The organism is Allobosea sp., from assembly GCF_051860145.1.
GTDB lineage: Bacteria > Pseudomonadota > Alphaproteobacteria > Rhizobiales > Beijerinckiaceae > Allobosea.
This window is the reverse complement of sequence record NZ_JBHYEM010000001.1, coordinates 234,473-247,038: the sequence shown is the minus strand read 5'-3', so window position 1 is coordinate 247,038 and position 12,566 is coordinate 234,473. Positions and strand designations below refer to the sequence as shown.

Genomic DNA, 12,566 nt, shown 5'->3' with positions numbered 1-12,566 from the left:
CGGTGATGCGGATTGGCACGGGGCGCAGCGCCTCGTCTGGGGGCGCGGCGCGGAACAGGGAGGCGAGCGCCTCGGCCAGCCGTGAGATCAGGGAGCTGGGCATCTGTCGCATCTCCTCTTTCACATCCGGTGCGGAACGCCATTCAGATCGAGAAAATCCCGCATCCGGTCATAGGATTGCGCATAGGAGCGGGCGAAGGCGTTGAGCGGCGCATCCTGATAGACCGCGCGCCAGCCGCCCTCGGCGATCGCGGCCTCCGGCACGACGGGGATCTTCAGCGTCTCTGCCAGCTCCTGGCTGCGCGTGTCATAGGCGACGAGCACGCCCGGCACGCCATGGGCGATCGCCGGCAGCACGCCATGCACCCGGTAGCCGACGGCGAGGTCGAGCCCCTGCGCGAATTGGTCGTAGCGCTCGACATCGAAGAAGCTGAATAGCTGCTTCTCGTAGATCGTTCGCATCCGGGCATCGTCCGGGCCGCTCCACCAGCCCGTGTGCACGAACTCGGCCACGGCCTTTGCTTTGGCCGCCTCGTCGCGCAGGAAGAAGGCCTTCTCCTCCTGCTCGCCATGCGAGCTCATCACCATGTCGCTCTGGTCGTCGACCTTGAGCAAGGCCGCCTTCTGCTGGCGCAGATAGGCCTCCGGATCGGCGGTGTAGGTCGGGTCCGCCTCGCGCCGCAGGCTGAAGGCGACCTTGCGGATCTCGCGCTGGTCCGGGATCCGGATCGCGAGGTCGCGCTTGCGGGTCCGGAAGATCGAGGGGCAGCCGACGACCGTGACGTTGCCGATGCCGTTCTGGCGCAGGGTCTCGGCGCTGAAGGCGCCGCGCACGCCGATCGAGGCGCAGCGCTCGCCGACGATCTGCCAGAAGCGCTTCGATTTCTCGGGCAGCTGGATGGCGCGGTTCTGGCTCGCCTGTGCGCCGACGCCGATGGCGTAGACCGGCAGCTTGACCCGCTCCAGCACCTCGATGGCGCGGAACCACTCCATCTTCTCGTGGATGAAGTTCGAGCCGCGCACGAAGACATAGTCGAACTCGCTGGCGTAGCGCTCGATATCGGCCTCGGTCGGGCTCATGATCTTCATCGGCTCGAGATGCGCGTAGCGCAGCAGCTTGAGCGTCGAGTCGTAGACGATCATGTCGCCGATATTGAAATACTCGGACAGCAGCTTGTCCATTGGCGCGCGATACCAGCGCACCTTGTCGTGCTCGTAGACTTCGCCGGCCGGATAGATCACCAGCGCGCGCAGCTTCTTCTCGGTTGCGATCGGCGCCAGGCCGGAACCGGGCGCTACTTTTCCGGTCTCCGCGTCGAGCACGGAAATCTCGCGCGGCCGGTTCTCTCCGAGCCGCGGCAGCGGGATCGTCAGCTCCGCGCTCGCCGCGTCGCCGGCGATGGCGGCGCCGGGATTGATGGTCGCGTAGTCCTGTCCGTCCAGCCGCAGGCGCAGGCCCGGCCAGCCGCCATCCGGCCGCCGGGCGACGGAAACGACGATTTCATTCGTGGTGGCGCGCAGTATTTTCAAGGCTGGTCCTTCACGATGCGGACCTTGATCCGGACGAGATCGCGGTCTGGCCCGATCCTGCAGTCCTTCACCCGCATCTTGGTCATGAACAGGAACGCCTCGTCTCCGGTCGTCTCGAAATTGCGTGATTTCGAGCTTGGATCGGCGAGCGAGCCGTAGGCGTAGCGGGTGCGGTCGGCGCAGTTCTTGCTCCACATCGTCGGATGGACGACGAGCGTCTGCAGCGGCGACCAGGTCTTCAGGTCCTTCGACCAGCTATAGGCGACACGCCCGCCGGCGATGCCCTGGCTCGGGTCCGGCCCGAGATGGAAGATGGAGAGGAATTGTCCGCTCGGCTCGTGGCGGGTGATCGAGCCGACCGTGGTCGGCAGCACCTTGAGCGGCTGGCACGGCTCGGCCTGGTCCGTGTTCTCGCGATAGGGATCGCGGGCGCGCAGCACGAAATCCTTGCCGTCGAAGCCGCGCCAGGAGGTCGGGTCGTCGATCTTGGTGCTGCGGAACAGGCAGACGCCGCGCTTCTGGCCCTCGCCGCCGGTGGTCGCGATCAGCGCATACCAGGCGCCGTCATGCTCGATGATGTTGGACGGGTTGAAGAAGCCGCGATGGCGACCCTGGTCGACATCCTGCCGGAAGCCCGGCGCGGCCACCAGGGTCGGCGGCGAGCTGTTGGTGAAGTGCTGCCCGCCATCGCGCGATTGCGCCGCGGTCACGACATTGTACCAGCAGCTCATCGCGTCCTTGAACTGGCAGGCGCCGGCATGCTTGTCGGCATGGTATTCGTCGTGGACCAGTGCGAAGACGTCGCGGCCATTGCGCGTCCAGGTCGCCGCGATCCAGCTCTTGTCGCTGAACTGGCTCGGGTCGGCGCTGTTCTTCGACTCGAAGGAGACCGAGCAGGAGGTCGTGATCCGGTCGAGTCCGGCGCCGATCAGCGGGCGGTTGCGGTAGTTGCTGGCGAAGGCCACGACCTCGCCGCTCGCATCGCGGAAGGCGCGCAGCGGCGCGTCCGGGATGTGCCATTCCTCGCAGCGCTGGCGCGACCAGGCATAGACGGTCTCTTCCTTCGCATCGGGCACGACCTCGACGCGGTAGCCCGGCGCCTGCGCCGTGGCGGCTGCGGGCGAGGCGAGCGCCAGCAGCGTTGCCAGCGTCCTCGCGATTTCGTGCCGCGCTGCCATCACGCGACCTTGCGCTCGGCTTCGGCGGCGGGCGGCGGGGCGGCCTTCGCCGTCTCCGGCCCGATCATCTTGGTGTCGACCTTGTTCTCGACCAGGAAGGCGCGCATCGCCGCGTAGACCTGGCCATAGGCGGCGTTGAACTTGTCGAACAGCGCCTGCTCCCAATGCTCCTCGAGCCGGAACTCCCGGCCGGAGAACACGTCGAAGCTCGGGATCTTGAAGGTCTCGGCGAACTCGACGGTGCGGCTGTCATAGGTGAAGTAGATCGACGGCGTGCCGTTGGCGAGCGCCATCAGGTTGCCGTGCAGGCGGTAGCCGAGCACGAGGTCGAGCCGGCGCACGAGCTGCTCGTAATCGGCGACCGAGTCCGAATAGAACAGCCGCTCGCGGTAGAGCCGCTCCATCTCGGCATCGAGATACCATTCATTGGCCCAGCCGTTCTGCCGGAGCGCCGCGATCGCCGCCTCCTTCTGCTCCGGCGTCCCCAGCGCCAGCATCTTCTCCTCGATCTCGCCTTGCGCCATCAAGGTCGCGTCGAAACGCCCGGCGAGCGATTTCACCAGGTCGCGGTGGAAGGTCAGGTAGCGCTTGATGTCCTGGGCATAGGTCGGCGAGACCTCGCGCCGCAGCGTGAGGCCGATCGTCTTGACCGCGTCGAGCGCCGGCAGACGGATCGCGAGATCGGGGCGATTGGCCCGGAAGGCGGTGGGGCAGCCGATGATGCGGACATTCTTGATGCCGATCTCGTTGAGGATCTCGGCCGAATAGACGCCGCGCACGCCCATCGAGGCGGTCGAATCCGCCATCAGCCTGAGCACCGTCTTGGTGTCCTCGCTGAGCTCGAGCTTGCCGCTGACCGGCGCCTGCGCGCCGATGCCGAATGCGATCACCGGAATCTTGAGCCGGCGCAGCACCTCCGGCGCCTGCTCCCACTCCATTTGCGAATGGACATAGTTCGAGCCGCGCAGGAAGACGTAGTCGTATTCCGCGTTCAGCCGGTCTACCTCCGCCGGATCGAACCGCGCGATCGACAGGACGTCGAGCTTCTCGAAATTGAGCAGCTTCAGCGAGGAATCGAAGACGAAGGCGTCGCCGATATTGTGATAGTGGTCGATATGGCTGGCGAGGTTGGCATGGTCGTACCAGCGCACATTGTCATGGTCATAGACCTCCCCGGACGGGCTCATGACGAGGATGCGGGCCATGGTGTCTCCCCTGGTTTTTCCGTTGGTTTCTTCTGGCATCAGGCGATCATCGGCGTCGCCGCGCGGCTCGCCGGCATCGGTATGCCGCGCTGCTCGATCAGGCGCTGATAGAGCGCGATGTGCTGTGCGGCGCATTCGACATGGGTCAGCGGCGGCGTGATGCCGGCGCGCAGGCGCGGCCAGAGATCCGGCTCGCTCAGCGCCCGTGTCATGCAGTCGACCAGGTCTTCCGGGCTGCCCGAGCGGAAATGCAGGCCGTTGACCTCGTCGACGATCTTCTCGGCCATGCCGCCGATATTGCTCGAGAGGATCGGGCGGCCGTGGAAGAAGGCCTCCTGGATCACGATCGGTGAGTTCTCCCACCAGACCGAGGGCATAACCACCCAATCGACCGAGCGCATCAGGTTCGGCATCTCGTGGTTCTGGAAGGCGCCGCAGAAGCGCACGCGGCGCCCGGCGCTCTCCACCAGTTCCGCGAATTTCTGCTTGTAGGCCTCCGGCTGGCGCTCGAGATTGCCGCCATAGACCAGAAGGATCGAGTCCTCGCCCCAGACCGAGTCGGGAATGCGGGTTACCGCGTCGATCAGCACGTCGGCGCCCTTATAGGGCGTGAGCTGGCCGAAATAGGCGAAGCGCGAGCGCCGGGAGGTCTTGTCGGGCAGCGGCCGCGGCGGAGCGGCCTCGGCGACGTCGATGCCGTTCTCGATCACGCTGAAGCGGTCGGCAGCGAGGCCCCAGTCCTGGTAGCGGTCGGCCAGGAAGCGGCTCGGCGAGACGAAATGGTCGGCGAGGTTCAGCATGCCCCGGATGAAGGTCTCGCGCGCCAGGAAGCGGCCGGGCGCGATGTCGGGGAAGCAGGCGTTGCAGTCGGTCGGCGAGGCCCGGTAGCAGAGCTTGAAGGCGCCGGTCTTCACCATCTGGCCGTGGTGGTGGCAGATCGAAAGATACTCGTGGAAGGTCACCACGATCAGCGCATCGGGCAAGGTGTCGCGCACCGCGAACAGGCATTCCAGCCCGAGCCCGATGAAATGGTGGAAATGCACCACGTCGGGCTTCAGGTCGCGCAGCACCCGGACGAAATCGCGCTCGATCTCCTCGGTATTGCGGTTCGAGAGCAGGAAGTGGTCGTATTCCTCGGCGTAATAGAGCAGCTCGCCGCCGCGCTGGCGCAGGCTCATCAGCGCCGTGCCGGCATGGCGCGGCGTCGGCGCGCCGACGCGCGCCAGATAATGCGTGTCGATGCCTTCGGCCGCCTGCAGGCCCTTGTGCAGGTTGTAGGAGGCGATCTCGGCGCCGCCGAGAGACAGGGTCGGATGCCCATGGGATACTACGAGTACGCGCATCATCACCCTCGCATGTTCGAGACGGCCAGCGCCCAGCGGCGGTCGAAGCTGGCGCGATCGGCGAGCTGGGCGAGCGTCACCAGATGTGGCCGCGCCATCTCACCGTCCTCGACGACATAGATCTCGACTTCGGGCACCCAGACCGAGGGGGAGCCGTTCATCCGGAGCTTCAGGCAGAGATCGAGGCCCTTCTCCGCCGTCGTGAAATAGTTGCGGGCGAAGCCGCCGGCCTCGATGAAGGCGGCGCGCGACAGCACGCAGCATTCGGTCGCCCCGGCCGCGACCTCCATCGGGCCGAGATTGCCGATGGCGTCGAGCGGATAGCCGACGAATCGGTTGAAAACGCGGCGGCCCGCGCCCTCGCCCTCCATCCAGGCGCCGGCCCAGCGGATCGAGTTGTCCTCGAACAGCAGCGTCGGGCTCGCCACGCATTGGCCGCCGCGCGCCTTGAAGGCGCGTTCGAGCCGGCCGAGCCAGCCCGGCATCCTGATCTGCGCCGCCCCGGAGAGCAGCGCGATCGTCTGGAAGCGGCAGGCCCGGGCGCCGGCCTCCATCGCGTCGCAGGCATCCTCGACCCCGTCGACGAGGGCGAGGCGCACGGAGAGGCCGTAGAACTTGGCGAGCCGGCGCGCCTCGGCGCCGATCCGGTCGAAGCTTTCGGCCGGCACCGCCAGCACGATCGGCACCGGCCGCACTTCCGGATCGATCGCGAGCAGCGCGAAGAGCGAGGAGAGCTCGCGCTGGCGGTGGTCGAGGCCGATCACCAGCCCGAGCGCGGCATCGGCCTTGAAGTCGCCGAGGTCGAAGGTCTCGACCACGCGGGGCGGCGCGATCTCGGCCGCCTGCAGGGCAGGTGCGATCTGGCGCTCGACGACCGCGGTCGCGGTCGAGGATTTCGGGTCGAGCAGGCCGAAGACGCGCTCCAGCGTCCGGCGCGGCTGGCCGCGTCCGGCCTCCAGCGGCAGGAAGGCCGGGCCCGAACCCTCGATCTCGAATTCGAGATAGAGCGGCTGGCCGGGCTCGGGCACCAGTTTCGGCGCGAAGACGATGAAGCCGTGGCTGTTGCGGCGCGCGCCGAGCATATGGGAGAAGCGCGGATCCTCGGCGAAGGCGGCCGCCACGTCCGGCCGCGAGACGCGCGTCCAGAGCCGGTCGATCACGCAGGACTGGCTGCCCGACCGCAAGGTCACGGCGCTGACATGCCGGTCGGGATCGAACATCCAGCCGATGATCAGCGTGCCGGAGCTCTCGACGATGGTGGCGTCGTCGATCCCGGCGCGCACCGGGGCTTCCAGCAGGGCGACCGTGTCGCGGCCGTCGAAGCGCTGCGAGGCGCGCCGGAGCTTCTCGGCCGTGCCCTGGGGCGCGCTGCCGCGTTGCAGCCCGTCGCGCAAATGGCCCGGAACCGTGATCGGCTCGAGCAGGACATGGCGCTCATAGACGTCGAGCGCCCGCCAGCCGTCATTGGCGCGGAAGAACAGCCGCTCGATCTCGCTGGGGTGGCGGATCTCGCATTCCTCCAGCAGGCCGAAGAAGCCGCGCGCGCCGTCGCCGAGGTCGTCGCGCTCGAAGGTCCCGGCCTCGAGCACGGCGAAGGACAGCCCGGCATGGGCGATCAGCAGCTTGGTGCGCCCGGCCGAGAAATCGGCGGTCCAGCCCTGGACGAAGACGCCGTCGTCGATCGGGCCCATCACCTCGACGAAGCCGCCGGGCTTGGCGATCGATTGCAGCAGCATCGCCGCCGCGCGCAGGCGGCGCGGATTGGGCTTGCCGGCGAGCAGGATCTCGAGCAGCCCATCGACCACGGTCGGGAAGGCCTGGCCCGCATCATCGGCGAGGGCGGCGAGGAAGGATTGCAGCGGCAGGGGCTTCGGCGAGAGCACGAGCCGCAAGGGGCGGCCCGGCCGGCCGAGCAGCAGGGCGCCGGAGCCGCTGCGGTCCGTCGCCGGGGCAGGCGCCAGGCAGAGGAAGCCGATGGCCGCCCCGGCTTCCGCCTGCGGCCGGCGCCAGGTCAGCGCCATGGTCTCGGCCTTGTTGCGCGGATTGCCGTCGACCGCGACCGGCACCTTGCCGGGCATCGCGTCGCAGACGCTCATCACAAGAATCGCGTTCTCGCCGAGCGGCGTCCAGGCGACGGTCGGCGCCGGGCTGAGCCGGGTCTGTTCGGGCACGATGACTTCGCTCATCGTCTCACCCGTTCACCAGCGTCAGCGCCAGCGTCGCGAAGGACAACAGCGCCGCGAGGCCCGAGAGCGAGCCGAGCAGCACAATGGCCTGGCGCATCGGCCGCTGGGCTTCCTTGCGGATGGCGATCAGCCGGTCGTCGAAGCTGCGCAGGGTCGCGTCGAAGCGCAGCTGGAAGACATCGAGCTCGGCGAGGCGCTCGGTGATGCGGTCGGCGCGGGCGGCCTCGGCCGCTTCGTCGCGCTGCACGCCGCCGGCCGTCATCCGCGCACTCATCTCGTCGAGCTTCTCGACGAGTTCCTTCTGGGCGAGCTGGCCGCGCCGGTTCAGCGCGATCAGCGCCTCGACCCGGTCGAAGAACCGCGCGAGCGGCACTGCGATCGCGGCCTCGGCGGCGAGCTCGGCGGGAGGGGGCAGCCTGAGCTCGAGTTCGATAGCCGTGCTCGGCGAGACGCCGATGATGGTCAGGCGCTCGCGCGCCGCCACCGTCTCGTCGTTGAGTTCCATCGAGAAGGCGTGGCGCCCGTCGCCGATGCCGTTGCGTCTCAGGTCGATGCGGCTCTGGTCGGCTTCGGCCTCGGTGACCGTCCGTCCGTCGAGCATCAGCCGGATCTTGAGACGTTCCTCGGGCCGGGCCTCGTCCCAGATCCAGCCATGCAGCCGGTTGCCGTCGAGCGCATCGACGCGGCCGTTCAGCCGCGCCGGGACGATGTTGGGCAACCGCTCGGTTCCGTCGGGGTCGCGCAATGTGGTGCTCATGCTGCCTCCGCGAGTTTGAGCCTGTCGAATAGGGTGAGGTGGGCGTTGGCGCAGTCGGCGATGGTCGGCGGCGGCTTGATGCCCTCGACCAGGCGGTCCCACAGGCCTTTTTCCTCGACCGCGCGCCTGAGCGTGCGGGCAAGCAGATGCGGGTCACCCGGGCGGACATGCAGCCCGTCGATCTCGTCGCGGACCATTTCCGCCATGCCGCCGATGCCGCTGGCGATCACCGGGCGGCGGTGCTGGAAGGCCTCCTGGATGACGAGCGGGGCGTTCTCCCACCAGATCGAGGGCATCACCACCCAGTCGATCTCGCTGATCAGCTCGGGCAAGTCCTCGCGCCGATAGGGGCCGCAATGCGTGACCGCGCCGCCGGCCGCCGCGAGAGCCGTCTCGAAGGCGGCGACGAAGGCGTCGCTCTGGAACGGCGCGCCGCCATGGATGCGCAGCTCGAAGCCGCGCAAGCCCGACTCCTGAAGCAGCGCCGCTGCCTTGGTCAGCTCGAGCACGCCCTTCCAGGGGTTGAGATTGCCGAAATAGCCGAAGCTGGCGCGAGCGCCGCGTTTCGTCCGATGCGGCACGGCCTCCCGTGCCGGCAGGGCGTTGGCGATCACCTCGATCCGGTCGCCGGCGAGGCCCCAGTCGATATAGCGCTGGCGCAGGAAATGGCTCGGCGCGACGAATTGGTCGACAGCCGCGAAATGCGTCTTCAGGAAGCGCTCGCGCAGCAGGAAGCGGTCGGAGCCAATCTCGGGGAAGCAGGCCCGGCAGCGCGCCGGCGAGGCGGCGGTGCAGCGTTCCTTGTCGGTCGGCCGCATCATCAGCCCGTCATTGTGGCAGATCGGGTAATAGTCGTGCAGTGTCATCACGATCCTGACGCCGGGCAGGAGCCGACGCGCCAGGGTCAGGAACTCGGCGCCGATCAGGACGAGATGGTGGACATGGATCACGTCCGGCCGGAACTCCTCGATGAGCCCGCCAAGATCCTGCAGCGTGCCGTAATGGTCGATCTGGCTCAGGTAGAACCGGTCGAAATGGCCGCTCCACAACAGGATGTCGCCGTCGGGCCCGGTCGCCTGCAGCGCCGTGCCGGGATGGGCCTCGCGATGGATCGCGTTGGTCGCGCCGAGGAACATCACCTCGCAGCCCTGCTCGCGATAGGCGCCCGCGAGGTCATGGGCGAGGATCTCGGTCCCGCCCGGATGCAGGTCCGGGTGGTTATGTGCGACGACGAGGATGCGGCGCGTCATGAGCTGCGTTCCGGCTTGGTGGCGATCAGCACGTCCTGGTAATGCGCGGCATTGATGCCGCGCCAATGGCCGGGACGCAGGCTCTCGACCAGGAGCCCGGTCTCCTGTGCCCGCGCCAGCAGGAACTCCTCCTCGATCCCGGCCGCGGCGAGCGGGGCCTCTTCGATCGCGTACCAGCCGGGCCCGTCGCGCCAGCGCTTGAACTTGAGGCGTTCCTGGCCCGTGGGCTGGCCGGCGATGGCGAAGGCCGTCAGGAACAGCCGCCCGCCGGGCGCGAGCAGGCGCGCCGCCTCGTTGAGATAGACGGTGAGCTCCTCCGGCGGCAGATGCGTGGCGACGGAGATCATCGTGATGAAGTCGAAATTCTGGTTGGGAAAGCCGAACTGGACCTCGGTGCCGGGCAGGGAGCCTTGCGGGTTGTAGAGCGGGTGAGCGATGTCGAGCCGCTGGAAATGGAAGCGCGGATAGACCGGCGTGATCGTCTGGGCGCACCAGAGGATGCCGTCCATCACCGGGTCGACGCCGTCATAGCTGCCGCGCTCGGGGTCGAGATACTGGGTCAGCGGCACCGCCATGCGGCCGATGCCGCAGCCGATGTCGAAGATGCGCTCGGTCGGCTTCAGCCGGCCGATCCGGACGAAATGGCCGAGGAACTCCGCGCCGATGGCGCGATAATCGCCATCGCCGACAAAAATGCTCTCCGCCGGAGGATGCGGCAGGAAGCGGTTGCTCCGGACATGGTCGAGCAGCCAGTCGAATTCCTGGCCGGGGCCGCCGGGAGCTGTCTCCTGACTGGGTTCGATGGGTCGCAGCGCTACGGTCGCCGTCATGCAGCGGTTGCCCTCCTGAGGACGTCGCGGGTGGGAAGCTCGGTTGATTCACGCGGGGCGGCGGCCTTGCGCGGCAGCGCGGCGTCGCCATTCATCAGCGCCTCGATCTCGCCGTTCCAGCGTTGCGTCTGCAGCCAGGCATTGTGCTGGGAGGCGACGCCGCGGGTATAGTCGAGACTCTTCGAGATCGACTGGCGCTCGAGATGGTAGAGCGAGACGCCGGGCACGTATTTGATGCCGAAGCCGGCCTGCCGGATCTTCAGGCAGAGGTCGCTATCCTCGTAGTCGCCGATGACATAGCTCTCGTCGAACCCGCCGACCTCCTTGAACAGCGCGCGCGGCAGCAGGACGCAGGCGCCGGTGACGCCGGGCACCAGCTTTTCGACATTGGCGGGCGGGTAGTTGCCCGGCATGCCCTTGAAATAATGATGGTTGAGCCAGCTTCCGTGGCGGTCGCGCTTGAACAGCAACCCGGCATGCTGCAGCGAGCCGTCGTCATAGAGCAGCTTCGGCCCGACGGCGCCGACGCGTCCGCGCCGGTCGAGCTTGCGGGCGAGCGCCGGCAGCCAGCCGGCTTCGGTCGGGATCACGTCCGAGTTGACCATGGCGAGCGTCTCGCCGCGGGCAGCTTCGGCGCCGGCGTTGCAGGCGGCCGAGAAGCCGCCATTGCGGCCCATCACCACGAGCTGCATCGGCAGGCCATAGGCGAGATGCAGGCCGCCGAGCAGATGCGCGACCTCGCCCTCGTGCTCGGGGGAATCGAGCACATAGATCAGCTCGGCCTTCTCGGTGAACCAGGGGTCGCCGGCAAAGGCGGAGACCTGGATGCGCAGGAAGTCATAGACGCGGTAGAGCGGGATCACGACGGAGGCGACGGGTCGCGCCGGCGGCGTGCCGATCGTCCTGACGCGCGGCGCCGGCAGGCTGGCGCGCAGCTCCGCCTGGCAGGCGGCGAGCACGGGCGCCAGGCTGCGCTCCAGGATCTCCGCGGTGAGATGCTGAGGCGGGATCGAGGCCAGCGCGCGGGCCCGGATGCCGGCCGCGTCGGCCGGCTGCAGGTTCGGGCGCAGGAACAGCGAGGTGCCCGATTTCAGCTTCAGCTCGCAGCGCGGCTGCAGGACGGGCGCCCCGGACGCATAGCCCGGCACCAGCGCGAGAAACCCCGTCGCGGCCCTGTGGTCGCCACCCGGCTCGGCCGGCGGGAGCAGCGCCGGAAAGCGCTCGACCCGCTCGATGATCGGGCTCGGCTCGCCCTCGCCGCGATGCACGAGGATCTGTTCCAGCAGGCCGTCGCGGTCGGAATACCAGCCGCCGAGCAGGAGGCCGGCGGAATTGCAGACGGCGAGATCGAGCTCCGCCGAGGGCAGGTCGTCGCGTCGGCGCACGCTCTGCACCGGCAGCGGAAGGCGCTTCTGCATCTCGATCGCCAGCAGGCGGCCCTGTTCGGACGATTTGGCCAGTTGCTCGACGAGCCAGCCGCGCAGGTCGTCCCGCTCGCTCGCCTTGCTGGCCCACCAGCGCGCCAGCGTCGGCGCCGAGGCGCGCTCGGGCAGGGCGCGGACGATCAGACCGATATCGGTCTGCAGGACGAGGAGGCCGGCGCTGCGCGGCGCGACCTCGTCGACGATCAGGTAGAGCGAGCGCCGCGCGTTCCGGTCGGGCTTGCCGAGCCGTGGGCGCGAGGCGATGCGCGAGAGATTGGCCTGTCCCAGCCAATAGGCGGTCTTGACCGAGCCGAGCCGTCCGGGAACCGAGGATTCGAGCAGGATCTTGCCGTCGGGCAGGGTGGCAGCCGGAGAGGCCGGCGCGGGCTTGCGCGACAGGGCGAGCAGGAACTGGCGCAGGAAGCCGAGATAGGCCGTGGTCTCGCGCAGGCTGAACAGCGTCGGCCAGGTGTCGATCAGCGCGGTCGCCAGCGCGATCCGGCCGGACGGCGCCAGGTCGCGCACGATCTCCGGCGCATCGGCCATGGCGTGGATGAATTCGGGGTCGAAGGCGACGGCCTGGTCGGGGCCGAGATTGCCGCCGGACAAGGTGGCGATGATGTCGTCATGGCCGGCATGGCGGAAGATGCAGACGATGCGCGTGCGTCCGTCGCTGAGGCCGAGCGTCAGCGAGGCCGAGGAGACCCGGCGCTCCCGGCTCGCCAGCGAGACGGCCTGCCGGTCGGCGAGCGGCCCGTCGAGCGTCCAGCTCAGCAGGAACACCGCGCCGCACAGCCGAAGCAGCTCGGGATTGGACGCCTGGTCGGCGGCCATTTGGGTCGGGGCGATCGTCAGCATGGCGC

The 12,566-nt window shown here is 68.5% G+C and carries 9 protein-coding genes; all 9 read right to left on the bottom strand.

Annotation, left to right across the window (positions count from 1 at the left end):
* Nucleotides 1–120: 120 nt before the first annotated feature.
* Genes ACTIF2_RS01180 through ACTIF2_RS01140 form a run of 9 tightly spaced genes read right to left on the bottom strand, consistent with a single transcriptional unit; the run spans nt 121 to nt 12,561 of the window.
* The gene (locus tag ACTIF2_RS01180) at nt 121–1,530 is read right to left on the bottom strand and encodes a polysaccharide pyruvyl transferase family protein (RefSeq protein WP_439495181.1); all 1,410 of its coding nucleotides are present in this window, start codon (nt 1,528–1,530) and stop codon (nt 121–123) included.
* Entirely contained in the window at nt 1,527–2,708 is a 1,182-nt protein-coding gene (locus ACTIF2_RS01175) for a hypothetical protein (RefSeq protein WP_439495180.1), read from the bottom strand. The genes ACTIF2_RS01180 and ACTIF2_RS01175 overlap by 4 nt, the downstream gene beginning before the upstream one ends.
* Nucleotides 2,708–3,913, bottom strand: coding sequence for a polysaccharide pyruvyl transferase family protein (locus tag ACTIF2_RS01170; protein ID WP_439495179.1), 1,206 nt, complete (start codon nt 3,911–3,913; stop codon nt 2,708–2,710). Before ACTIF2_RS01170 ends, ACTIF2_RS01175 begins: the two co-directional genes overlap by 1 nt.
* Nucleotides 3,914–3,951: 38 nt before the next feature.
* On the bottom strand, nt 3,952–5,259 hold the full coding sequence (locus ACTIF2_RS01165) for a glycosyltransferase family 4 protein (RefSeq protein WP_439495178.1): 1,308 nt from the start codon (nt 5,257–5,259) through the stop codon (nt 3,952–3,954).
* The gene (locus ACTIF2_RS01160; protein WP_439495177.1) at nt 5,259–7,442 is read right to left on the bottom strand and encodes a glycosyltransferase family 2 protein; all 2,184 of its coding nucleotides are present in this window, start codon (nt 7,440–7,442) and stop codon (nt 5,259–5,261) included. The genes ACTIF2_RS01165 and ACTIF2_RS01160 overlap by 1 nt, the downstream gene beginning before the upstream one ends.
* A gap of 4 nt (nt 7,443–7,446) precedes the next feature.
* On the bottom strand, nt 7,447–8,199 hold the full coding sequence (locus ACTIF2_RS01155) for a hypothetical protein (RefSeq protein WP_439495176.1): 753 nt from the start codon (nt 8,197–8,199) through the stop codon (nt 7,447–7,449).
* Nucleotides 8,196–9,449, bottom strand: a complete 1,254-nt coding sequence (locus tag ACTIF2_RS01150) for a glycosyltransferase family 4 protein (RefSeq protein ID WP_439495175.1) — start codon at nt 9,447–9,449, stop codon at nt 8,196–8,198. The genes ACTIF2_RS01155 and ACTIF2_RS01150 overlap by 4 nt, the downstream gene beginning before the upstream one ends.
* The gene (locus ACTIF2_RS01145; RefSeq protein ID WP_439495174.1) at nt 9,446–10,279 is read right to left on the bottom strand and encodes a class I SAM-dependent methyltransferase; all 834 of its coding nucleotides are present in this window, start codon (nt 10,277–10,279) and stop codon (nt 9,446–9,448) included. Before ACTIF2_RS01145 ends, ACTIF2_RS01150 begins: the two co-directional genes overlap by 4 nt.
* Nucleotides 10,276–12,561: a glycosyltransferase family 2 protein gene (locus ACTIF2_RS01140; protein ID WP_439495173.1), complete on the bottom strand. Its 2,286-nt coding sequence runs from the start codon at nt 12,559–12,561 to the stop codon at nt 10,276–10,278. The genes ACTIF2_RS01145 and ACTIF2_RS01140 overlap by 4 nt, the downstream gene beginning before the upstream one ends.
* Nucleotides 12,562–12,566: the final 5 nt, after the last annotated feature.

Coding starts and splice junctions, on each gene's coding strand:
- ACTIF2_RS01140 (WP_439495173.1), bottom strand. CDS start 12,561: ATGCTGACGATCGCCCCGACCCAAATGGCCGCCGACCAGGCGTCCAAT.
- ACTIF2_RS01145 (WP_439495174.1), bottom strand. CDS start 10,279: ATGACGGCGACCGTAGCGCTGCGACCCATCGAACCCAGTCAGGAGACA.
- ACTIF2_RS01170 (WP_439495179.1), bottom strand. CDS start 3,913: ATGGCCCGCATCCTCGTCATGAGCCCGTCCGGGGAGGTCTATGACCAT.
- ACTIF2_RS01155 (WP_439495176.1), bottom strand. CDS start 8,199: ATGAGCACCACATTGCGCGACCCCGACGGAACCGAGCGGTTGCCCAAC.
- ACTIF2_RS01165 (WP_439495178.1), bottom strand. CDS start 5,259: ATGATGCGCGTACTCGTAGTATCCCATGGGCATCCGACCCTGTCTCTC.
- ACTIF2_RS01160 (WP_439495177.1), bottom strand. CDS start 7,442: ATGAGCGAAGTCATCGTGCCCGAACAGACCCGGCTCAGCCCGGCGCCG.
- ACTIF2_RS01175 (WP_439495180.1), bottom strand. CDS start 2,708: ATGGCAGCGCGGCACGAAATCGCGAGGACGCTGGCAACGCTGCTGGCG.
- ACTIF2_RS01150 (WP_439495175.1), bottom strand. CDS start 9,449: ATGACGCGCCGCATCCTCGTCGTCGCACATAACCACCCGGACCTGCAT.